Source organism: Pseudomonas rustica, from assembly GCF_049959085.1.
Taxonomy (GTDB): Bacteria; Pseudomonadota; Gammaproteobacteria; order Pseudomonadales; family Pseudomonadaceae; genus Aquipseudomonas; species Aquipseudomonas rustica.
The window spans coordinates 1,773,287-1,796,384 of sequence record NZ_CP188200.1; the positions used below are offsets into that span (position 1 = coordinate 1,773,287).

A 23,098-nucleotide genomic window follows, 5' to 3' on the forward strand; every position below is an offset into this window, starting at 1 on the left:
AATTATTTAGTTTTTTTCCAAAAAGAATAGCCGCTAGTCGAGTCTTGCTTCTTGTACCCTTCTTTGGTTAGAAGGCTGGTAGCTAAAGCTCCTTCATTTTTAATACTTATTATGATCAAAGACACATCCTCAGATTGCAGGGCTCTCTGCGCGAGCTCGCCATTGCCTTCTATTATCCCGGACACAAAATCATACAATGCACGCATCTTCGGGTAATGTTCAACGCCTAACGCGGGTCTTAGGAGATCTAGATAGATCGCTCGGGTACTCACGAGTCGCGGGTGTTGTTCAAATCTGGAAATGACACTGGCTATTTCCTCGGGGGCAAGTAGCATTCCATCCCCTTGAGCCATTGCAATGCCTTTTTTAGCAATAAGAAGATGGGCGTCTGGAATTTTCCAAGAAGCAAAGTTTTCGATTTTACCGATATTGTCTGCGCGAAGCGTGTGAAATGGGAGTGAGTAAGCGGTCAGGCCGAGCACTATTGCAGAGAGTAAAGTCAAAAGCAGACGGTAGGGCTTTTGGTTAAATAACTCGGTTGCAATCATGCAGGCAGATATTGCACAAAACGCGAGCATGGGGAAAGACCAAATCATACGCCAGTAAACGGGAGGAGTGGTTATATGTAGTGAAATGAATTCGGAAAGCCATGGATTAATGTAGATTGTAAAATATATGAAAGGAGGAACGGCTAGTCGCCACTTCGTTACTATATCCTTCGCTAGAGTCGGGCCCGCTAGAAGTAGAATGCCTATCAAATATTGCTGGTGAGGTCCAAATATAGAAGCCCATACGTTCTCCGCTGCTTCTGTCCCATAGTCCATCATGGGCGATCCATTAAGTTGAAGGGCAACAGTAATTAGGTAAGGAAGAGGGATAAATAATATAGTCAGTGCAGAGAATAATTTTTTATTTTCGGATTTTAGTGCCAGCGGAATATTAGATGCCAGTGCGGCAAAGCCTGCAATTGGAGCTGCAAGCATCCCGAAATTTGATAGGCCGATCGCTGTTACTTGGCAGCATGCCAATAAGAATAGATCGTTTCTAGTGCCGCGATCTGAGAAATATCGCGCAGTGAGGTAGAAGATAGCGGGTACGATAACGGATAAAAAAACAGCCTTTCCTTGAAAAAGTCGTACGAACGCAAAATTTGCTGTGCCGCGATGCATTTCTCCTAATATCAGCGTTAGAATAAAAGTTAGTACTCCAGCTAAAATCCAGCTTTTAGGCATGAGCTCTTTAGTTAGTAGGAAGGTCGCCGATAAACTTGCAATCGCCCATACAGGCAAAAGGTAGATATAGTACACATCCATTGATGCAACTGAAAGCAAATGAGCAATAGCCCCTGAGAGTAGTTCGAAAGAGGCAAAACGGTAGCTAGGAAATATCAACGGTAGTGCCGGATCACCAAGCATCGGGTCGCCGGCGAGAAGACTGTGTTCTGGATGTGATGAGTGAAATGCTGCGACTGCTACGTAAAATGCGTCATCCGCATCAGTTCTCGAAACTGCGTAAGAAACTATAATTGCAATAACTATAACCAGTGGGATTACCAGGGGTGTGAGTTTGCATCCTGGATTAACAGTTCTTAAGGTTCTTAGTGGTTGTATGGGTGCAGGTGTAATCAGGTTGGCTGCGAGGAGCAGTGTGGACAGTATCCAGAAGGCTGTCCATGACAAATATAGAGCAGCGGGCACTGCTATGAGTGTTATTAGGGTGATGTGAAAAGCATATTTAAAATTTAGTTGGTATAATGTGTATTTCGATTTTTTATTGAGTGGGCGTGATTGATTTTTTTTTGTTAAATAAATGAAGAGGGTGATTAATAATGTAATTACAAAAGGGGCGAGAATCAAAAGATCTTGTAAGTTCCAACCAGCCAATACACTGATTTGGGTTGCGATGGTCCACCCGGAAAATGCAATTAGAAAAGAGACTATGACTGTACGCAAAATTTTTTCGTTAGGATCAGTGGAGGTATCTGATTTCGAGTTTTGGTTTTCAGTACTTAAAATTTTGTTTCTCATAAAGACTCGGCCGGTAAAGAGTTTTTCTCAAGCCCAAGGCGGGAATTGGCGAGGATAGAGTTCATTTAGATGTTAGTATATAGCAAGCCTGTACCCTTATTACAAGTGAACAAAGTGGCTCAAGCTCGAGCGGTAATTATAATTCCAATGACGATCAGTCCTAAACCAATGAAATACTGCGGCTGAAAACGTTCGCCAAAAATGAAGTGGCTCCCCAATGGTACGAATACAAAGGCCAGTGCCATCATCGGATATATCCGACCAAGCTCTGCTCTTTGTAATACCCAGATCCATGCTATGGATGTAATGCCATACAGAAACATTGCTGCGATTAAAGGTGTCGCTGATTTAAGTGAGAAAAAGGTTCCACTGGAGGTCAGTGCCGTGGAACTAAGTTTGAACAGTAATTGCCCGATAGCCAAGCCTGCAACGCAGAGAAAAGCGACGACATAGGCAATCATTCGAAAGTCTCTTTTTTTTGAACGATTGCATGAAATGAGAAAAACAAGTTCATGTCAATTGATGGTACTGGAAATGGCCACCAGGATTCTTTTGCGTCAGGAAAGTAGTGTCTCAGAATTGCGATAAGATTATGACATGAGTTTACATGCTCTCTTGCCATCACGTAGTCATAAGCAATACCTTGAGCCATTGCGTTGCGTCTCGGCCCCAAGTTCTTCCCTAGCCGCCATGCGAGACCTGGATCGGTTGGGATCAAAATGGATAATACGCCGCCGTTTTTGATGACTCGGATCCACTCCTTCAATGCGAGGTGAGGTTGATATATATGTTCCAATACATGAGTTGCAATCAGTCTGTCAAAGCTGTCGTCATCATAACTTAACTCTTCGCCTGACTGGCATTCGAATTTAAAACTACTGTTTTGCGTACTCGCAATTTTCTTCTTTGCAACTTCAAGCGTGTTGTTGTCCAAGTCGGACAGCGTGTATTCGTCGAATTGGTGGTGAACAAAGTAGACATGCTCGCCGGTGCCAGCGCCAATCTCCAATACTCGTTTGAAGTAAGAGTCTTTTGTGTATGCCTTTTCGACGAGTTTATGGCTCGCGCGCATAACTAGCGATTGTAGCGGACTTGAGTAATTTGATTCGTCATATCGCTCCGAGAATTTTTTTCTATATTCAATCCAGGCTTTGTCTTCACTTTCCATTTTTTACTCCTTCGTTTTTCATGGTTCTGGAATGTATTTTGGCTCTTTGCAATGGGTTATTGGGTACGGAGTTTATGTCGTATCCTAAGAAAGCCAATGTAAGTTGTAGTCCAATAATAATGGGTAAGGCGGAAAGCATTACTGTTCCAGCGGATGAAGGCAGGCCCGTGTTTGCGGAGTTTATCCACTGATAAGTGCCGAATGTTGCTCCGAATATCAGAGAAAATATGCCAAGAGGTAGTTCGATTGATGCAAGAGACATGTCTCTCAAATAGTAGTTGTAAAATATTCTTTTGAAAAAATTCCTGGTATGCTTGAGGGAGAATTCCCCAATGATTCTGGATATTTTCAAGTTGCTGATTTCGTCGCCATATTTCGCGCTCATGGGTACGTCTACCACGACGGCTCGCAGTGTATTTAATCGAAATAACATATCGGTTTCAAAAAAATATCGACGACTGATCTTATGGAGCGGCAGGCTTTGCGCAACGTTGCTGTGGATGGCAGTGAACCCATTGGTTGGATCAAAAAGGTTCCAATACCCAGATGACAATTTAGTCATAAAAGATAGAGCAGCGTTTCCGAATAGGCGTACATTTGGCATCTCACGAATTTCTTCGAGGTCAAAGAATCGATTCCCCTTGGTGTAGTCAGCTCTACCCTCAATGATCGGGGAAATCAGACTCGGGATTAGGCTTGGATCCATCTGCCCGTCACCATCCACCTTGATGATAATATCGACATCGTCATGAATGGCGGCCTTATACCCTGTCATTACTGCGCCACCAACTCCTTGATTGTCGGTATGACGAAGGATTCGAACGCGCTCATCGTCGCAGTTGTTCTTTACAAAGTCGCCAGTGCCATCTGGACAGCAATCATCAATCACGTAGATGTTGCTAACTTCAGGGCCAATTGCCTTAATTACGCTTAAAATATGTTTTGTGACTTTGTAGCTTGGTATTACAACTGCAACGTTAGAGCTTGAGAACATTCGGGATTACCATGGTGAATAATTTGTTTTAACTACATGTCATACAGAATGTGTATCGATAATTTGGCAGGTTATGGGGGCGATAATAACGCTCTTGCCTTGGCAATAAAAACTCCTTCTAGAGTTTCGGTAGAATTCGCTGAAGCTATATTCGTGTGCGCGCAAGGGTTGCTGCTAACGCGGAACCCATGCACGCGACACTATACCCGGTTACGCGAGGCACTTGAATTTTCGCAGTTAACCGCTTTGCTACGATATTTTTGGTCTTGACTATTGGGGGCGCTCGTTCTTGATCTTCGTCCTAACTGTCAATCTGCCGCAACCGCTTATAAAGCGTATTGCGGCTCACCCCCAACCGCCGTGCCAAATGCGAAATATTGCCCCCGGAAGCCTTCAGCTCCCGGTTCAGCGCCTCGACATCGTTCAGATCAATCCCTAACGGGGCGCAGGTTTCCATCGGCTCCATCTCCAGATCGACAAAAAAATCATCCGGCAAATGCTCCGGTCTTACTGGCTGCTCCTCGGCCATGGCCAGCGCCACCTGCATCACACTGCTGACCTGACGCAAATTGCCCGGCCACGGATGCCGATCAAGCAAATCCAGCACTTCCTGGCTCAATCCCGCCCATTGCGTCGGCTCGCGATGCTGCTCCCACAAGCGTTTAAACAACGCCTCTTTATCACTGCGCTCCCGCAGCGGCGGCAACTCAAGCGTCAGCCCACCAATGCGGTAATACAAATCCTCCCTGAACCGCCCCAATTGCACTTGTTCGCGCAAGGAGCGATTAGTCGCCGAGATAATCCGTAAATCCACCGGGAACAACTCGCTACTCCCTACCGGTTGCACACAACGCTCCTGCAAAACCCGCAACAACCGCGCCTGCGTCGGCAGTGGCATGTCGCCGATTTCATCAAGGAACAGCGTGCCTTTGTCCGCCTTGCGAATCAGGCCGATGCTGCCTTTTTGATTGGCTCCAGTGAACGCGCCTTTCTCGTAGCCGAATAGTTCGGATTCGACCAGTTCGGCGGGGATCGCTGCGCAGTTGACGGCGATGAAGGCCTGCTTGCTGCGCGAGCTGGCTTGATGCAGGGCTTTGACGAAGACTTCCTTGCCGACGCCGGTTTCGCCGTGGATCAGCAGTGGAATGTCTTTCTCCAGCAAACGCTCAGCCTGACGTACAGCTTTTTCCACGCGACTGTCACCGAAGTGCAAGGTGTTGAGGCTGATGCCCGACGGTGCGGTCGCTTTGGCCTCCGCGATAAACACCCGTGGCTGAACCAACGCCTGCTTCGGCCGTTTCAATAGACACTGAAAACGGTTGCGCCCAGAAGTCTGCAAGGCAAACGGCAGATCATCCGGCTGATTGAGCAATTCCAGCAGCGACACATTAAACAAACTCTCAACACTGACCCGCGACAAGCGCACACCGAGCAGGTTATCCGCCCGACGATTGGCCGACAGCACTTGCCCGCTCTCATCAAAAATCAACAACCCGGCCCACTGGCTGTCGAGGTTGTTCAGTCCGGTATTGAAGGTCAGTTGAAAGTGCTGGCCATGGAACAGGTTAAGGATCAGCCGGTTCTCCACGGTCTGGCTCATCATCTTGACCATGCCCAAGGTGTGCGAGGGCGGTAAATAACTGTCGCTGGACACATCGAGCACGGCAATCACCTTGCGCTCGGCGTCGAAAATCGGCGCGGCGGAACCGGTCATAAAGCGGTTAGCCTTGAGGAAGTGTTCATCGTGTTCGATATGTACCGCTTGTTCGCACGCCAGTGCCGTGCCGATCGCGTTGGTGCCGCTGCATCGCTCCATCCAGCTCGCACCGGCCTGAAACCCCCTGGCCAGATTCGGTTCGATAAAACGCTGCGTGCCCCACGATGTCAGCACCTGGCCCTGATTGTCGGCGAGCATGATCAGGCAGTTGGAATTGCTGAGGATGTTTTCGTAATAGGGCAGGACTTCCTGATGCGTGGTCTGCACCAGTGAGTGATGGCGGTCGAGCAGGTGCGTAATGCCGGCGGCGGGGAGTTGGTCGAAGGCCGGGGTGCTTTGGTGATCAAGACCAAACGCGCGGCAACGTTGCCAGGACGTCTGGACGATCGCGTCGTGGGACAGCGGCGGGGCAGGTGCGGCCATGGCAGTCAGCCTCTGATGTAGCATTCTTATTATTGTTATGCGATCCCCTGTAGGAGCTGCCGCAGGCTGCGATCTTTTGATCTTGATGGTAAAAAAACAGGATCAAAAGATCGCAGCCTGCGGCAGCTCCTACAGGGGGATCGGTTCGCAAAAAGCGTTCATAGAGTGTTGTTCACTATTGTTCATTGTCAATCGCCCGACTGTTCAAATGTGTTCAGCAATGAACGCTCGTTCGCCACGCTTTCAACGATTTTCACGACTAATCAATCACTTGCCATTTCTGGCACGAAACTCGCTCCTGTGCACAGGTCGCTTGACTCCAATAATAAAAAGGCCGAGCCATGTCACTCACCCTGGAGCACGTCAGCCGCACCGTCGAGGGCCAGACTTGGATCGACGATGCCTGCCTGAAATTCGAAGCCGGTTCGTTCAACGTTTTGCTCGGCCGCACCCTGTCCGGCAAAACCAGCCTCATGCGTTTAATGGCAGGTTTAGACAAGCCCGACAGCGGCCGGATCCTGATGAACGGCGTCGACGTCACCCAACGCCCGGTGCGCCTGCGCAACGTGTCGATGGTCTATCAGCAGTTCATCAATTACCCGACCATGACCGTGTTCGAGAACATCGCCTCGCCGCTGCGCCAGGCCGGTGTGTCGAAAGAGATCATCCACAGCAAAGTGCAGGAAACCGCGCGGATGTTGCGCATCGAGAAGTTTCTGCAACGCTATCCGCTGGAGCTGTCCGGCGGCCAACAGCAGCGCACCGCCATGGCCCGCGCACTGGTCAAAGACGCCGAGCTGATCCTGTTCGACGAACCGCTGGTCAACCTCGACTACAAACTGCGCGAAGAGCTGCGTCAGGAAATGCGCGAGCTGTTCAAGGCGCGCCACACCATTGCGATTTACGCCACCACCGAGCCCAACGAAGCGCTGGCACTCGGCGGCACCACGACCATTCTTCACGAAGGCCGGGTGATTCAGAGCGGCCCGTCCACGTCGGTGTATCACCAGCCACAAACCGTGCTCGCTGCCGAATTGTTCTCCGAGCCACCGATCAACCTGATGCCGGGGCGCATCGCTGGCAACGAAGTCAGCTTCGCCAATTTTGTGCACTTCCCGTTAAACGTCGATCTGCGCCCGGTGGGCGAGGGCGAGTTCCGCTTTGGCGTGCGCCCCAGCCATATCTCGCTGGTGCCGAGCAACGATGACGATCTCGAACTGGCGGTCACCGTCGAAGTCGCCGAGATCAGCGGTTCTGAAACCTTCCTGCACGTGCGCAACGAGCATTTCCTGCTGGTTCTGCACCTGCCCGGCGTTCACGAATACGACGTCGATGCGCCGATCCGCATTTACATCCCGACCCACAAACTGTTCGTTTTCGATGCGCAGGGCCGTCTGGTGCAAGCACCGGGCCGGCGTGTCGCGAGGGTTGCCTGATGGCCGAAATCCGTTTGCAGCACCTCGCCCATAGCTACAGCAAAACCCCGAGCGGCGCCGAGGATTACGCGATTCGCGAGATGGATCACGTCTGGGAGCAGGGCGGCGCCTATGCCTTGCTCGGGCCGTCGGGTTGCGGCAAGTCGACCTTGCTCAACATCATTTCCGGATTACTCAGCCCCTCGCAGGGCCATGTGTTGTTCGACGGCAAAGCGGTCAACGACCTGACGCCGGAGAAGCGCAACATCGCTCAGGTTTTCCAGTTTCCGGTGGTTTACGACACCATGACCGTGTTCGATAACCTCGCCTTCCCCCTGCGCAATCAGGGCATGGCCGAGGCGAAAGTGCACAGCAAGGTGCAGGAAATTGCCGAAGTGCTCGACCTGCAAAACCTCCTGAGCAAGAAGGCACGCAACCTCACCGCCGACGAAAAACAGAAAGTCTCGATGGGCCGTGGCCTGGTGCGTGACGACGTTTCCGCGATCCTTTTCGACGAGCCGCTGACGGTGATCGACCCGCACCTGAAGTGGAAACTGCGGCGCAAGCTCAAGCAGATCCACGAGCAGTTCAACATCACCATGGTCTACGTCACCCACGATCAATTGGAGGCCTCGACCTTCGCCGACAAGATCGCGGTGATGTACGGCGGCCAGATTGTGCAGTTCGGCACGCCACGGGAATTGTTCGAACGGCCGAGCCACACCTTTGTCGGCTATTTCATCGGCAGCCCAGGAATGAACCTGATCGAAGTGCAGCCGCAACCCGGCGGCGTCGGTTTCGCCTCGACGCACTTGCCGTTGTCCGACGCCATGCAGCGACATATCGAGCACGGCCAGTGGAAAAATCTGAAGGTCGGTATCCGTCCTGAATTCATTCACGTTTGGGACGAGCCGTTTGATGACGCGATGCAGGCAAACGTCGTACACGTCGAAGACCTCGGCACCTACAAGATCATGACCCTCGACCTCGACGGTGCACCGTTGAAAGTGCGTCTGGCCGAAGACAAACCGGTGCCGCAGGGCACCGCGTACATCAGTTTTCCGGCGCAGTGGCTGATGGTTTATGCCGATGAGTTTCTGCTTGAAGCCGACAGCGGCGAGGTGCAGCCATGAACAAGGTGCAGAACAACAAGGCCTGGTGGCTGGTGTTGCCGGTGTTCCTGCTGGTGGCGTTCAGTGCGGTGATCCCGATGATGACCGTGGTCAACTATTCGGTGCAGGACATCTTCGACCAGTCCAGCCGCTACTTCGTCGGCGCTGACTGGTACAAGCAAGTGCTGCTCGACCCGCGTTTGCACGATTCGTTGCTGCGCCAGTTCATCTATTCGGCGTGCGTGTTGTTGATTGAAATTCCGCTGGGCATTGCCGTCGCGCTGACCATGCCGACCAAGGGCCGCTGGTCGTCGGTGGTGCTGATCATTCTGGCGATTCCGTTGCTGATCCCGTGGAACGTGGTCGGCACCATCTGGCAGATTTTCGGCCGCGCCGACATTGGTCTATTGGGTTCAAGCCTCAACGCGATGGGCATCAGCTACAACTACGCGGCCAACACGATGGACGCCTGGGTGACGGTGCTGGTGATGGACGTTTGGCACTGGACTTCATTGGTAGCGTTGCTGTGCTTCTCCGGTTTGCGCGCGATTCCCGATGTGTATTACCAAGCCGCACGCATCGACCGCGCTTCGGCCTGGGCGGTGTTCAGGCACATCCAATTGCCCAAGCTGAAAAGCGTGTTGCTGATCGCGGTGATGCTGCGCTTCATGGACAGTTTCATGATCTACACCGAGCCGTTCGTGCTCACCGGCGGCGGGCCGGGTAATGCCACGACCTTCTTGAGTCAGACGTTGACCCAAATGGCCGTAGGGCAATTCGACCTCGGTCCGGCAGCGGCGTTTTCGCTGGTGTACTTCCTGATCATCCTGTTGGTGTCCTGGCTGTTCTACACCGCCATGACGCACTCCGACGCCAACCGCTGAGGCCCGGCCATGAGCAAAAGAAAGCTTATTCCGTTGCTGGTGTACATCCTGTTCCTGCTGGTGCCGATCTACTGGCTGCTGAACATGTCCTTCAAGAGCAACACCGAAATCCTCGGCGGTCTGACCCTTTTCCCACAAGACTTTACGCTGGCGAACTACAAAGTGATCTTCACCGATCCGAGTTGGTACAACGGCTATCTCAACTCGCTGTATTACGTGAGCCTGAACACGGTGATCTCGTTGAGTGTGGCGCTGCCGGCGGCCTATGCGTTTTCGCGCTATCGCTTTCTTGGCGACAAGCATCTGTTCTTCTGGCTGCTGACCAACCGTATGGCGCCACCGGCGGTGTTTTTGCTGCCGTTCTTCCAGTTGTATTCGTCGATTGGGCTGTTCGACACGCACATCGCCGTGGCCTTGGCGCACTGCCTGTTCAACGTGCCGCTGGCGGTGTGGATTCTCGAAGGTTTCATGTCTGGCGTGCCCAAGGAAATCGATGAAACCGCCTACATCGACGGCTACAGTTTCCCCAAGTTTTTCGTGAAGATTTTCATCCCGCTGATCGGCTCCGGTATCGGTGTCACGGCATTTTTCTGCTTCATGTTTTCCTGGGTCGAGTTGCTGCTGGCGCGCACGTTGACCTCGGTAAACGCCAAGCCGATTGCGGCGGTGATGACGCGTACGGTTTCAGCATCGGGTATCGACTGGGGTGTGCTGGCTGCGGCGGGGGTGTTGACCATTCTGCCGGGCATGCTGGTGATCTGGTTTGTTCGCAACCACGTGGCCAAGGGCTTTGCCCTCGGTCGGGTCTGAGGAACTGATGATGGAATGGATGAGTTGGACCACACCCACCGCAGCATTTTTCATCGTCATCGGTCTGCTGCTGGTCGGCATGACCACGTGGGAATTGCGTTCGCCGAGCATCTTGCGGCGAGGTTTTCTACCGATTGCCACCACCCGTGGCGATCGTTTGTTTATCGGTCTTCTCGGCAGCGCCTACCTGCATTTGCTGGTGATCGGCGCCACCGACTGGAGCATCTGGGTGGCGTCCGCGTTGTCCCTGGTGTGGCTGTTGGCTGTGATGCGTTGGGGCTAGTCGAGTCAATCGGCAACCGTGCTCCGAAATCCTAAACAGGAGGTCTCTATGTTCGACAAAAACAATAAGCTGCGACATAGCATTTCATTGGCAGCCATGCTGGCACTCAGCGGTTTGAGCGCCGCCGCGTGGGCCGATGCCTACGAAGACGCGGCGAAAAAATGGATCGGCAGTGAATTCAAACCGTCGACCCTGACGGCTGAACAGCAGCTCGAAGAATTGAAGTGGTTCATCAAGGCTGCCGAGCCGTTTCGCGGCATGGAAATCAAGGTCGTTTCCGAGACCCTGACCACCCACGAATACGAGTCGAAAGTGCTCGCCAAGGCCTTCACCGAAATCACCGGGATCAAGCTCACCCACGACCTGCTGCAAGAAGGCGACGTGGTCGAGAAAATGCAGACGGTGATGCAGTCCGACAAAAATATCTATGACGGCTGGGTCAACGACTCGGATCTTATCGGTACGCACTTTCGCTACGGCAAGACCGAATCGATCACCGACCTGATGGCCAACGAGGGCAAGAACTTCACTTCGCCGACGCTCGACATCAAGGACTTCATCGGCATCTCGTTCACCACCGCTCCCGACGGCAAGATCTATCAACTGCCTGACCAGCAATTCGCCAACCTTTACTGGTTCCGCGCTGACTGGTTCGAGCGCGCCGATCTGAAAGCCAAGTTCAAGGAAAAGTACGGCTACGAATTGGGCGTGCCGGTGAACTGGTCGGCCTATGAAGACATCGCCAAATTCTTCAGCGAAGACGTCAAGGAAATCGACGGCAAGCGCGTTTACGGGCACATGGATTACGGCAAGAAAGACCCGTCGCTGGGCTGGCGCTTCACCGATGCCTGGTTCTCCATGGCCGGTGGCGGCGACAAGGGTTTGCCCAACGGTTTGCCGGTGGACGAGTGGGGGATTCGCGTCGAGGACTGCCATCCGGTCGGTTCCAGCGTGACCCGTGGCGGCGACACCAACGGCCCGGCCGCTGTGTTCGCCACGCAGAAATATGTCGATTGGCTGAAGGCTTATGCGCCACCGGAAGCGGCGGGCATGACCTTCTCCGAGTCGGGGCCGGTGCCGTCGCAGGGCAATATCGCCCAGCAGATTTTCTGGTACACCGCGTTCACCGCCGACATGACCAAACCGGGCCTGCCGGTGGTCAACGCCGACGGCACGCCGAAATGGCGAATGGCGCCGTCGCCACGCGGGCCGTATTGGGAGGAGGGCATGAAGCTCGGGTATCAGGACGTGGGTTCGTGGACGTTCATGAAGTCGACGCCTGAGAAGCAGAAACTGGCGGCGTGGTTGTATGCGCAGTTTGTGACGTCGAAAACCGTGTCGCTGAAGAAAACCATTGTCGGCCTGACGCCGATTCGTGAGTCGGACATCAACTCGCAGGCGATGACTGATCTGGCGCCGAAGCTCGGTGGTCTGGTTGAGTTTTATCGCAGCCCGGCGCGGGTGCAGTGGACGCCGACCGGGACTAACGTGCCGGACTATCCGCGTCTGGCGCAGTTGTGGTGGAGTCATATTGCTGAGGCGGCGAGTGGTGAGAAGACGCCGCAGCAGGCGCTGGATGGGTTGGCCAAGGATCAGGATGCGATCATGACGCGTCTGGAGCGTTCGAAGGCGCAGGCGGTGTGTGCGCCGAAGATGAATCCGGAGCGGGATGCGCAGTATTGGTTTGATCAACCGGGGGCGCCGAAGCCTAAGTTGGCGAATGAGAAGCCTAAGGGGGAGACGGTGAGTTATAACGAGTTGCTGAAATCTTGGGCGGATGCGCGGAAGTAAACATTGAAGCTGGAAAACGGCACTGGGAGGTGCCGTTTTTTTTTGATGATGGTGTGTATATCCGTTTCTTCGGGTGTTGCTGACTATGGTTTCGCCCTTACGGCGAGTCCCTTTGGCAAACGCCCCAAAGGAACCAAAGGTCTGTGCCCTGACGTCCGGCCCTCGCTAAGGCTCGGGTTCCTTCGCTCCGGGTTCATCCGGGGGCATCGCCTACGGTTTGCTTCGCTGCACCTCCTCTCGATGCTTTCCCCGTATGAATCCCTCCACTCAGCCTCCCGACGGGCTCTAAGATCAAGATCAAAAGCAGGCGAGCTGACACTCGGCCTAATTGGGTTCAACGCGATTTCATGTAGGAGCTGCCGAAGGCTGCGATCTGTTGATCTTGCTTTTGTAGGAGCTGAGCTTGCTCGCGAAAGCGGCCTCACATTCAACAACGAAATCAACTGACCCACCGCTTTCGCCAGCAGGCTGGCTCCCACATTTTTCTGCGATGACCACAGACTCCGCGCACGCCGCAAATTACTGTGGGAGCTTGCCTGCAAGCGATTGCGGTCTACCATCCAACATCAAAATCGACTGACCCACCGCTTTCGCCAGCAGGCTGGCTCCCACATTTTTCTGCGATGACCACAGACTCCGCGCACGCCGCAAACCACTGTGGGAGCTTGCCTGCAAGCAATTGCGGCCTACCATTCAACATCGAAATCAACTGACCCACCGGCATCGCCAGCAGGCTGGCTCCCACATTTTTTCTGCGGTGAGCACAGACTCCGCACACGCCGCAAATTACTGTGGGAGCTTGCCTGCAAGCGATTGCGGCCTACCATTCAACATCGATATCAACTGACCCACCGCTTTCGCCAGCAGGCTGGCTCCCACATTTTTTCTGCGGTGAGCACAGACTCCGCGCACGCCGCAAATCACTGTGGGAGCTTGCCTGCAAGCGAATGCGGTCTGCCATTCAACATCGAAATCAACTGACCCACCGCTATCGCTTGCAGGCCATCTGCCCTGAGGCTTCTGGGGTATCAGGTCAGACCAAAACAGCCAGGTCGGTGTACCGAGCAACCAAAGGATCAGCCGTGAGCAACTTCATCGGTTCGGTCATTGCTGTGGCCACGATAATGCGGTCAAACGGATCCCGGTGATGGTGGTCAAGATCCTTCACGGCGATGGCGTGTTCTGCAGTCACCGGCAGTTCGATGAAGCCGCTATCAAGGCAAGATTGGCGGACTTCTTCCAGATCAACATTCAGCTTGCCGAGCCCGACCTTGATCGCCATTTCCCAAAAGGTGGCGGCGCTGATGTAGACATCGGCAGCGTTCTCAATCAGTTTTCTGGCTTTGCCGGACAGTCTCGCGTCATCACTGAGCGTCCAGAGCAAAATGTGCGTGTCGAGCAGAAGCCTCATGCTTGAGTGCCCTCAAATGCATCAAGCATGTCATCGGGCAATGGTGAGTCGAAATCGTCGGGCAACACCAGTTTGCCTTTCATTGCGCCAATTCGCTGTGCGCTGGGTTTTCCTACGGGAACGAGGCGAGCCATCGCTCGGCCATGCTTGGCAATCGTAATGACTTTGCCAGCAGCGGCATCATCGACGAGTTTGGATAAATTGTTTTTTGCTTCAGCCAGCGGAACGATGATCATCGGCTCACCCCTGTATTCTGGACAAATATAGCCAGAATATTTCAGCACTGCCAATTCATAGACTTCTTCAGCCCATTCGCAAACGATATCCCTGTTCATTTTTTGCCTCTCGTCGATATTCCATCTGCCAAGGCCACCACCATAGAACTACCTACTCAAATCTGGCTGTAGGACAAAACGGAGGTTGCGGCGAGAGCTTTCGGTGTTTGCGTAGGGACGGGAGCAAACCGGTAAAAAGTCGTACGAAAATATCGACCGACACGACCTCCGAAAATCTATGTAAGAGCTGCCGCAGGCTGCGATCTTTTGATCTTGATCTAAAAAACAAGAGCAAAAGATCGCAGCCTGCGGCAACTCCTACAGGGATGATTCGGTGGTGGGGAAGCCCAGGCGGAACACCGTCATCACCCCCGGCAAGCTCTTCACCTCCGCCACCCCCTGATGCAGGCTCATGATCGAGCGCACGATCGCCAACCCCAGCCCGGTGCTGCCCTGCGTTCTTGAGCGGCTGCTATCGACTCGGTAGAAGCGGTCAAACAGATACGGCAAATGCTGCGCCTCGATCCCGGCGCCGGGATTGCTCACTAGCAACGACGTCTGCGTCGCACCTTGTTCTATCAACAACGTGACGGTTTTCCCGTTCGGGCAGTGCCGCAAAGCATTCGACAACAAATTGGAAATCGCCCGTTGAATCATCAGCCGATCACCCAGCACCGTCGCGCTCCCGACCACGTTCAAATGAATGCCCTTGTCCTGCGCCGACAGCGAAAACATCTCCGCCACCTTCGTCACTTCAACCTCCAGCGCCACCGATTCAAACGGCGCCAGCGCCGACGGATGACTCACTTGCGCGAGAAACAACATGTCGGAAACGATCCGCGCCACGCGCTCCAGTTCTTCGGTGCACGACACCAGCACATCCTTGTATTCCTCCACGCTGCGTTCGCGTGAGAGCGTCACTTGCGCCTTGCCCATCAGGTTGTTGATCGGCGTGCGCAATTCATGCGCCAGATCGTCGGAGAACTGCGACAACTGCTGCACCCCGGCATCCAGTCGATGCAGCATGAAGTTGATGCCCTGCGCCAATTCACTGAGCTCCTGCGGCATGTTCACCACCGACAGTCGATGATCCAGATCCTGGGTCGAGACCATCGCCGCAACTTTGCGAAACTCGCGCATCGGCGCCAGGCCGCGCTGCACTGCGCCCCACGCCGTGAGGCCGATGAACACCAGCAACAGCGGCAAGGCAATCAGCGTCGAGCGCAGATAGGCGCTGAGCAACGCCTCGTCGTGGGCGTTATCCACCGACAACAGCACCGGCACGCTGTTGCCGTCCTTGAGGCGAATCAATTTCGAGGCGGTGAGGAATTTCTTCCCTTCCGCGTCGGTGCTGTCGCTGTAGGTCAACTGATCTGTGGTGGCGCGCACCGCTTTCAATTCAACCCGTGGCTCGGCCAGTCCCGAGCCGGATTTGAGCAGCGGAGAACGCTGATTCAAGCGGTCATAAATCGTCAGCGTGAGGTTGTCATGGCCCATCACCTGATCGAGCAAAATATGTGGTTTACCGCTGATTTCATTGGCGTCGACGTACAGCGACAGGCTGTGCTCGACCTGTTGCATCTTCTTTTCCAGACTGTCTCTGGAAAGCGCATTCAGCTCATGGGTCAGGGCGAAATAGGCGAGGATCGCCAGAAACACCACCAGCAGCGCGCCGAGAATGCTCACCGTCAAACCGAGGCGCATCGACAGGCTGGCCGGTTTCATTCGCGCGCCTCCAGCACGTAGCCGACACCGCGCAGGGTGTGGATGAGTTTGCTGTCGAACGGGTCGTCGATTTTTGCGCGCAAGCGGCGGATCGACACTTCGACCACATTGGTGTCGCAGTCGAAATTCATGTCCCACACCAATGAGATGATTTGCGTGCGCGTCAGCACTTCGCCGGACTGGCGCATCAGCAGGTGCAGCAGGGCGAATTCCTTGGTGGTCAGGTCGATGCGTTGCTCGCCACGGAATGCGCGATGGCGGCCCGGGTCGAGTTCCAGATCGGCGACTTTCAGCACCTGTGGCAGCGGAATGTTTTCGCTGCGACGCATCAAGGTGCGTACCCGCGCGAGCAGTTCGGGAAATTCGAACGGCTTGACCAGATAGTCGTCGGCGCCGAGATCGAGGCCACGAATCTTGTCGGCCAGACGTCCGCGCGCGGTGAGCATCATCACCCGCGTGGCGTGGGTTTTGCGCAGTTGTTCGAGCACGCCCCAGCCGTCCAGTTCGGGCAGGTTCACATCGAGAATAATCAGGTCATAGGCCTGTTGTTGCGCCAGGTGCAAACCATCGGCGCCGGTGGCGGCGTGATCCACCACATATCCACTTTCGGTCAATCCCTGATGCAAGTATTCGGCAGCTTTAAGCTCGTCCTCGACGACAAGGATTCGCATGATCTTTCACCACTTATATTTAATGGGTATTTAATTAAAAAGGCCCTCACCCTAGCCCTCTCCCAGAGGGAGAGGGGATTGAATGGGGGATATTTCAGAACTACGCCGACGTGAAAAAAATTTACTGAATCCATAATCGACTTGATGTAACAGGTCGATAAATAACGCCAGACACTTCGGTCGGCTCCCTCTCCCCCCGGGAGAGGGCTGGGGTGAGGGGAAGTCCGCACAATAAAGGTTGTAGTGGCTACAGGGTCAACGACCAAGCGCTTTAAACCAGGGTTCTGCGACAGTCGGTCGCAGCGGGACCCCCAAAACTTCCATAACTTTGATTCAGGCAAGTGCTGTTCAGCAGATATCTAATCCGCATTTGTTTCCATGTATTACGACAACAGCGTTCGCACTTCGCATCCTAGAACAAAACAACTAGTTCAAACCGTGGATAACGGATTTGTAATGTTCCAGTCACCTTGTCGATAAGTTCAAGACCCTACCGTGGCGGCATCAAAGATTCTTGAATAAAGGAAGTTTGCCATTGCCCGGTTTAATTGAACTGACGGCGCGATCACGCCTGCAAAAAACACTCGGCGGCCTGCTGTTTTTGGCCAGTGCCAGCCTGGCGAATGCCTCGACGCTGACCTTGGATCAAGCCCTGCAAAGCGCCTTCGCCGGTAACCCCGATCTGGCCGCCGCGCAGTGGGAAATCGGCATTGCCGAAGGTGATCGTGTGCAGGCTGGTTTGATCCCCAACCCGGAAGTTTCCTGGGAGGCCGAAGACACTCGCCGCGATTCGCGCACCACGACGATCATGCTCAGCCAACCGATTGAACTGGGCGGCAAACGCGGTGCACGGATCGACGTCGCCAGCCGCGCGCAGGACGCCGCCGGCGTCGAGCTGGAGCGCAAACGCAATGCCTTGCGCGCCGATGTGATTCAAGCGTTCAACAGCGCGCAAACCGCGCAGCAACGCCTGGATCTGTCTCGACAATCGCTGCAACTCGCCGAGAAGGGTTTGCGCGTGGCTGACGGGCGCATTGAGGCCGGTAAATCGTCGCCCGTTGAAGGCACGCGGGCGCAAGTGCAGCTCTCGGAAGTACGTCTTGAAGTGAGCCGCGCCGAGCGCGATCAGGCCAACGCTTACCAACAATTGGCGCAGGTGATGGGCGCGCCTTTGCCGGCATCGACCAAGGTGCAGGCACCGACGAAAAGCCTGATGGCTGTTCCGCCGCCGACAAGATTACTCGAGCGCCTGAACGAAACCGCTGAGCTGCGTCTGGCCAAGTTGCAAATCGATCAGCGCGAAGCCTCGTTGGGATTGGAGAAGTCCCAGCGCATCCCCGATCTGACCGTAAGCCTCGGCAGCCAATACAGCGAAACCGAGCGCGAACGGGTCAACGTGGTCGGCCTGTCGATGCCGATTCCGCTATTCAATCGTAATCAGGGCAATGTGCTCGCCGCCGCGCGCCGCACCGATCAGGCACGGGATCTGCGCAACGCTACCGAACTGCGTTTGCGCACCGAAGTCCAGACCAGTCTTGAGCAATGGCAGACCGCTAACGGCGAAGTCACAGCGTTCAACCAGACCATCCTGCCCGCCGCGCAAAGTGCCGTCGACAGCGCCACGCGCGGCTTTGAAATGGGCAAGTTCGGCTTCCTCGATGTGCTCGATGCGCAGCGCACGCTGATCGCCGCGCGCAGCCAATACATCCAGGCCGTCAGCGAAGCCACCGACGCCCGCGTACGCATCGAACGGATCTTCGGCGAGCTCGCCGTCAGCCCTTGAATTTCATCTTTTTGAGCACTGCGCGATGGCACGGCGCAGAGGAGTTTCCATGGATAAAAAATTGATTGTGGTCGCTGCGGCGACATTGGCGTTGGGCATTGGTGTGGGCTCGATGTGGTCGGGCACTGCCTCCATCGACGCGCATGCCGATGAAGCGGCGGATCACGCCGATCACGCTGAAGAAGGCGCTGCGGCTGAGCATGGCGAAGAAGGGCACATCGAATTGAGCACCGAGCAGATCACTGCTGCCGGCATTCAACTGGCTGAAGCGAAACCGCAAAACATCAGCCTCGGCTTGCCGTTCCCCGGTGAAGTGCGCTTCGACGAAGACCGCACCGCCCACGTGGTGCCGCGTGTGCCGGGGGTGGTCGAGGCCGTCTCGGTCAACCTCGGGCAGACAGTGAAGAAGGGCCAGTTGCTGGCGGTGATCGCCAGTCAGCAGATCTCCGATCAGCGCAGCGAACAAGCGGCGGCGCAACGGCGTTTGGCGTTGGCGCGCACGACCTATGAGCGGGAGAAAAAACTCTGGCAGGACAAGATCTCGGCCGAACAGGATTTCCTCCAGGCGCGCCAAGCGTTGCAAGAGGCGGAAATCGCCGTAAGCAATGCGCGGCAAAAGATCAGCGTGCTCAGTGGCAGCGTGGTCGCCACCGGCGGCAATCGCTATGAATTGCGCGCGCCGTTCGACGGTGTCGTGGTGGAAAAACACCTGACGCCTGGCGAAGTGGTCGATGAAACCACGGCAGCGTTCACGCTCTCGGATTTGTCGCGGGTGTGGGTGACGTTCGGCGTTTCACCGAAGGATTTGACCAAGGTGCAAGTGGGTAAAGCGGTCACCGTCAGCGCGCCGGAATTGAACGCCGAAGTCGTCGGCAGCGTGGCTTATGTTGGCAGTTTGCTCGGCGAACAAACCCGCACTGCAACCGTGCGCGTGACCCTGGAAAACCCGCAAGGCTCATGGCGTCCCGGGTTGTTCGTCACCGCGCTGGTCGCTACCGACAGCCGTCAGGCAAAAGTCGCCGTACCGGAAACCGCGATCCAGACCGTCGAGGACAAACCCACCGTGTTCGTCCGCACCGATGACGGCTTCGAAGCGCGGCCGGTAGAGCTGGGCAGCCGCGCAGCCGGCCAGGTGGAAATCACCCAAGGGCTGGAGCCGGGCGCGCAAGTCGCCAGCGCCGGTAGCTTCGTCCTCAAATCGGAACTGGGCAAAGCCTCAGCCGAGCATAGCCACTGATCCGGAAGACTCCCATGTTCGAACGCCTGATCCAGTTTGCCATCGAGCAGCGCATTATCGTCCTGCTCGCCGTTCTGCTTATGGCCGGCCTCGGCATCGCCAGTTATCAAAAACTGCCGATCGACGCCGTGCCCGACATCACCAACGTCCAGGTACAGATCAACACCGGCGCTGCCGGGTTCTCGCCACTGGAAACCGAGCAGCGCATTACCTTTCCGATTGAAACCGCGATGGCCGGTTTGCCTGCGCTGGAGCAGACCCGTTCGCTGTCGCGCTCGGGCCTGTCGCAGGTGACGGTGATCTTCAAGGACGGCACCGACCTGTTCTTTGCCCGTCAGTTGGTCAACGAGCGTTTGCAGATCGCCAAGGAGCAATTGCCCGAAGGCGCGGAAGCGATGATGGGGCCGATTTCCACCGGGCTCGGCGAGATTTTTCTGTGGACGGTTGAAGCCAAGGAGGGCGCGCTCAAGGACGACGGCACAAGCTACACGCCGACCGATTTGCGGGTGATTCAGGACTGGATCATCAAGCCGCAATTGCGCAACGTGCCGGGCGTGGCCGAGATCAACACCATCGGCGGTTTCGCCAAGGAATATCAGATCGCGCCGGATCCGAAACGGCTGGCGGCGTACAAGTTGACGCTCACTGATCTGGTCACCGCGCTGGAGCGCAACAACGCCAACGTCGGCGCCGGGTACATCGAGCGCAGCGGCGAGCAATTGCTGATTCGCGCACCGGGGCAAGTGGCGAGCACCGAGGACATCGCCAACATCGTCATGGCCAATGTCGACGGCACGCCGATCCGCGTGAAAAACGTGGCGACGGTGGAAATTGGTCGTGAACTGCGCAGCGGCGCGGCCACGGAAAATGGTCGCGAAGTGGTGCTCGGCACGGTGTTCATGCTGATCGGCGAGAACAGTCGAACGGTCTCGCAAGCGGTGGCCAGCAAGCTTGAACAGATCAATAAATCACTGCCGGAAGGCGTGATCGCCGTGCCGGTTTACGACCGTACACACCTGGTCGACAAAGCCATCGCCACGGTGAAAAAGAACCTCATCGAAGGCGCGATTCTGGTGATCGCGATTCTGTTTTTGTTCCTCGGTAATATCCGCGCCGCGCTGATTACCGCGATGGTGATTCCGTTGTCGATGCTGTTCACCTTCACCGGGATGTTCAGCAACAAGGTCAGCGCCAACCTGATGAGCCTCGGCGCGCTGGACTTCGGGATTATTGTCGACGGTGCGGTGGTAATCGTTGAAAACACCCTGCGACGGCTGGCCCATGCGCAGCAGCATCACGGGCGTTTATTGACCCGCGCCGAGCGTTTCAAGGAAGTGTTTGCGGCGGCGAAAGAGGCGCGGCGACCGCTGATTTTCGGGCAGTTGATTATCATGGTCGTGTACCTGCCGATTTTCGCGTTGAGCGGCGTCGAAGGGAAAATGTTCCACCCGATGGCGTTCACTGTGGTCATCGCTTTGCTTGGCGCGATGCTGTTGTCGGTGACCTTTGTGCCGGCGGCGATTGCGTTGTTCGTCACTGGCAAAGTCAAGGAAGAAGAGGGCGCGGTGATGCGCGGTGCACGCTGCATTTATGCGCCGGCGCTGGCCTGGGTGATGAGTCATCGCGCTGTCGCGGTGAGCGCTGCGTTGGCTGTGATCGTGCTCAGCGGCGTGCTCACCAGTCGCATGGGCAGCGAGTTTGTGCCGAGCCTCAGCGAAGGGGATTTTGCTCTGCAAGCGTTGCGCGTGCCGGGCACCAGCCTGACGCAATCGGTGGATATGCAGCAGCGACTGGAGAGGGTGATTCTGGCGAAAGTGCCGGAAGTCGAACGCGTCTTTGCCCGTACCGGCACCGCCGAAATCGCTTCCGATCCGATGCCGCCGAACATCTCCGACAGCTACGTGATGCTCAAGCCGAAAGAGCAGTGGCCGGATCCGCGCAAGTCGCGCGAAACCTTGATGGCCGAGTTGCAAGCCGCTGCCGCGACCTTGCCGGGCAGCAACTATGAGCTGTCGCAGCCGATTCAGTTGCGCTTCAACGAACTGATTTCCGGGGTGCGCAGCGATGTCGCGGTGAAGGTGTTTGGCGATGACATGGACGTGCTCAACGCCACGGCGGCGAAGATTGCCGCAGCCATGCAAAAGGTCAACGGCGCCTCTGAAGTGAAGGTCGAGCAAACCTCCGGGCTGCCGGTGCTGACCATCAATATCGATCGCGACAAGGCGGCGCGTTATGGGCTGAATGTGGGGGATGTGCAGGACACGATTGCCGTTGCGGTGGGCGGGCGGCAGGCGGGGATTTTGTATGAGGGCGATCGGCGTTTCGACATGGTTGTGCGTTTGTCCGATGCCATGCGCAAGGACATCGACGGGCTCTCGGCGCTGCTGATTCCGGTGCCTTCTGTGAATGGCACGGCGAGTCAGATCGGTTTTATCGCCCTCAAGGAAGTCGCCAGCCTCGACCTGGTGCTCGGCCCGAATCAGGTCAGCCGCGAAAACGGTAAACGCCTGGTGATCGTCAGCGCCAACGTGCGTGGGCGTGACATCGGTTCGTTTGTCAGCGAAGCCGGCGCAGTGATTGAGCGTGACGTGCAGGTGCCCGCTGGTTACTGGACGAGTTGGGGCGGCCAGTTCGAACAACTGCAATCGGCGGCCAAGCGTTTGCAAATAGTGGTGCCGGTCGCGTTGCTGTTGGTGTTTGGATTGTTGTTCATGATGTTCAACAACCTGAAGGATGGACTGCTGGTGTTTACCGGGATCCCGTTTGCGCTGACCGGCGGCGTGATGGCGCTGTGGCTGCGGGATATTCCGCTGTCGATTTCGGCGGGGGTGGGGTTTATCGCGCTGTCGGGTGTGGCGGTGTTGAACGGGTTGGTGATGATTGCGTTTATTCGTAATTTGCGGGAGGAGGGGCGTTCGCTTTCCGATGCCATTAACGAAGGCGCACTGACACGCTTGCGGCCAGTGTTGATGACGGCGCTGGTGGCATCGCTGGGGTTCATTCCGATGGCGCTCGCGACTGGCACCGGTGCTGAAGTGCAGCGTCCGCTGGCGACCGTCGTCATCGGCGGAATCCTCTCCTCGACCATCCTCACACTGCTGATCTTGCCGGCTCTCTACCAACTCGCCCATCGCCGGGATGAGGACACAGCACTCACTGACTAAGTGATCCCCCTGTAGGAGTGAGCCTGCTCGCGATAGCGATCCATCAGTCAGATCTACATTGACTGACCCACTGCTATCGCGAGCAGGCTCACTCCTACAGGTTTTATGTCCGGATTCAAAATATCGGCAGTCAGATAACGGATCTGTAATTTCCCCGCCACCGTCACGAAAGGTTCACCTTGTTACCTTGATCCCGTCAGCTACTTAA

Annotated in this window: 18 protein-coding genes; 9 read left to right on the forward strand and 9 right to left on the reverse strand. The window is 55.5% G+C overall.

Annotated elements, in window-relative coordinates:
- Positions 1 to 2: 2 nt before the first annotated feature.
- From ACP3TY_RS08310 to ACP3TY_RS08330, 5 genes are all read right to left on the reverse strand, one after another.
- Entirely contained in the window at positions 3 to 2,027 is a 2,025-nt protein-coding gene (locus tag ACP3TY_RS08310; protein WP_426619699.1) for a DUF6077 domain-containing protein, read from the reverse strand.
- A 119-nt stretch (positions 2,028 to 2,146) separates the two neighbouring features.
- Entirely contained in the window at positions 2,147 to 2,488 is a 342-nt protein-coding gene (locus ACP3TY_RS08315) for an EamA family transporter (protein WP_426619700.1), read from the reverse strand.
- Positions 2,485 to 3,195: a class I SAM-dependent methyltransferase gene (locus ACP3TY_RS08320; RefSeq protein WP_426619701.1), complete on the reverse strand. Its 711-nt coding sequence runs from the start codon at positions 3,193 to 3,195 to the stop codon at positions 2,485 to 2,487. The genes ACP3TY_RS08315 and ACP3TY_RS08320 overlap by 4 nt, the downstream gene beginning before the upstream one ends.
- Positions 3,185 to 4,189, reverse strand: a complete 1,005-nt coding sequence (locus tag ACP3TY_RS08325) for a glycosyltransferase family 2 protein (protein WP_426619702.1) — start codon at positions 4,187 to 4,189, stop codon at positions 3,185 to 3,187. The genes ACP3TY_RS08320 and ACP3TY_RS08325 overlap by 11 nt, the downstream gene beginning before the upstream one ends.
- Before the next feature lie 301 nt (positions 4,190 to 4,490).
- Positions 4,491 to 6,329, reverse strand: coding sequence for a sigma-54-dependent Fis family transcriptional regulator (locus ACP3TY_RS08330; RefSeq protein WP_426619703.1), 1,839 nt, complete (start codon positions 6,327 to 6,329; stop codon positions 4,491 to 4,493).
- A gap of 341 nt (positions 6,330 to 6,670) precedes the next feature.
- On the opposite strand from ACP3TY_RS08330, the gene ACP3TY_RS08335 reads away from it, so the two are divergent.
- From ACP3TY_RS08335 to ACP3TY_RS08360, 6 genes are read left to right on the forward strand one after another with little or no spacing between them, the layout of a single operon-like run.
- Complete coding sequence (locus tag ACP3TY_RS08335) at positions 6,671 to 7,765, forward strand: ABC transporter ATP-binding protein (protein ID WP_129392178.1); 1,095 nt, start codon at positions 6,671 to 6,673, stop codon at positions 7,763 to 7,765.
- Positions 7,765 to 8,877, forward strand: coding sequence for an ABC transporter ATP-binding protein (locus ACP3TY_RS08340; RefSeq protein ID WP_282357960.1), 1,113 nt, complete (start codon positions 7,765 to 7,767; stop codon positions 8,875 to 8,877). The genes ACP3TY_RS08335 and ACP3TY_RS08340 overlap by 1 nt, the downstream gene beginning before the upstream one ends.
- The gene (locus tag ACP3TY_RS08345) at positions 8,874 to 9,740 is read left to right on the forward strand and encodes a carbohydrate ABC transporter permease (RefSeq protein WP_007912484.1); all 867 of its coding nucleotides are present in this window, start codon (positions 8,874 to 8,876) and stop codon (positions 9,738 to 9,740) included. The genes ACP3TY_RS08340 and ACP3TY_RS08345 overlap by 4 nt, the downstream gene beginning before the upstream one ends.
- Before the next feature lie 9 nt (positions 9,741 to 9,749).
- On the forward strand, positions 9,750 to 10,550 hold the full coding sequence (locus tag ACP3TY_RS08350; RefSeq protein ID WP_008083745.1) for a carbohydrate ABC transporter permease: 801 nt from the start codon (positions 9,750 to 9,752) through the stop codon (positions 10,548 to 10,550).
- A 10-nt stretch (positions 10,551 to 10,560) separates the two neighbouring features.
- Complete coding sequence (locus ACP3TY_RS08355) at positions 10,561 to 10,833, forward strand: DUF2160 domain-containing protein (protein ID WP_053121664.1); 273 nt, start codon at positions 10,561 to 10,563, stop codon at positions 10,831 to 10,833.
- Positions 10,834 to 10,881: 48 nt separating this feature from the next.
- Positions 10,882 to 12,624, forward strand: coding sequence for an ABC transporter substrate-binding protein (locus ACP3TY_RS08360; RefSeq protein WP_053121662.1), 1,743 nt, complete (start codon positions 10,882 to 10,884; stop codon positions 12,622 to 12,624).
- Between the two features lie 1,033 nt (positions 12,625 to 13,657).
- Here the strand turns inward: ACP3TY_RS08360 and ACP3TY_RS08365 are convergent.
- From ACP3TY_RS08365 to ACP3TY_RS08380, 4 genes are all read right to left on the reverse strand, one after another.
- Positions 13,658 to 14,035: a type II toxin-antitoxin system VapC family toxin gene (locus ACP3TY_RS08365; protein ID WP_426619704.1), complete on the reverse strand. Its 378-nt coding sequence runs from the start codon at positions 14,033 to 14,035 to the stop codon at positions 13,658 to 13,660.
- Positions 14,032 to 14,370 (reverse strand): type II toxin-antitoxin system Phd/YefM family antitoxin, encoded by a 339-nt coding sequence (locus ACP3TY_RS08370; RefSeq protein ID WP_256671872.1) that lies wholly within the window; start codon positions 14,368 to 14,370, stop codon positions 14,032 to 14,034. The genes ACP3TY_RS08365 and ACP3TY_RS08370 overlap by 4 nt, the downstream gene beginning before the upstream one ends.
- A gap of 258 nt (positions 14,371 to 14,628) precedes the next feature.
- A complete protein-coding gene (locus ACP3TY_RS08375; RefSeq protein ID WP_212544709.1) occupies positions 14,629 to 16,035 on the reverse strand; it encodes a heavy metal sensor histidine kinase in 1,407 nt (468 codons plus the stop codon).
- Positions 16,032 to 16,706, reverse strand: coding sequence for a heavy metal response regulator transcription factor (locus ACP3TY_RS08380; protein ID WP_053121655.1), 675 nt, complete (start codon positions 16,704 to 16,706; stop codon positions 16,032 to 16,034). The genes ACP3TY_RS08375 and ACP3TY_RS08380 overlap by 4 nt, the downstream gene beginning before the upstream one ends.
- Before the next feature lie 535 nt (positions 16,707 to 17,241).
- Here ACP3TY_RS08380 and ACP3TY_RS08385 point away from each other — a divergent pair.
- The 3 genes from ACP3TY_RS08385 to ACP3TY_RS08395 are packed head-to-tail and all read left to right on the forward strand — an operon-like array spanning position 17,242 to position 22,890.
- On the forward strand, positions 17,242 to 18,489 hold the full coding sequence (locus ACP3TY_RS08385) for a TolC family protein (protein ID WP_426619705.1): 1,248 nt from the start codon (positions 17,242 to 17,244) through the stop codon (positions 18,487 to 18,489).
- A 49-nt stretch (positions 18,490 to 18,538) separates the two neighbouring features.
- A complete protein-coding gene (locus ACP3TY_RS08390; RefSeq protein ID WP_426619706.1) occupies positions 18,539 to 19,726 on the forward strand; it encodes an efflux RND transporter periplasmic adaptor subunit in 1,188 nt (395 codons plus the stop codon).
- A 14-nt stretch (positions 19,727 to 19,740) separates the two neighbouring features.
- Positions 19,741 to 22,890, forward strand: coding sequence for a CusA/CzcA family heavy metal efflux RND transporter (locus ACP3TY_RS08395; protein ID WP_426619707.1), 3,150 nt, complete (start codon positions 19,741 to 19,743; stop codon positions 22,888 to 22,890).
- Positions 22,891 to 23,098: the final 208 nt, after the last annotated feature.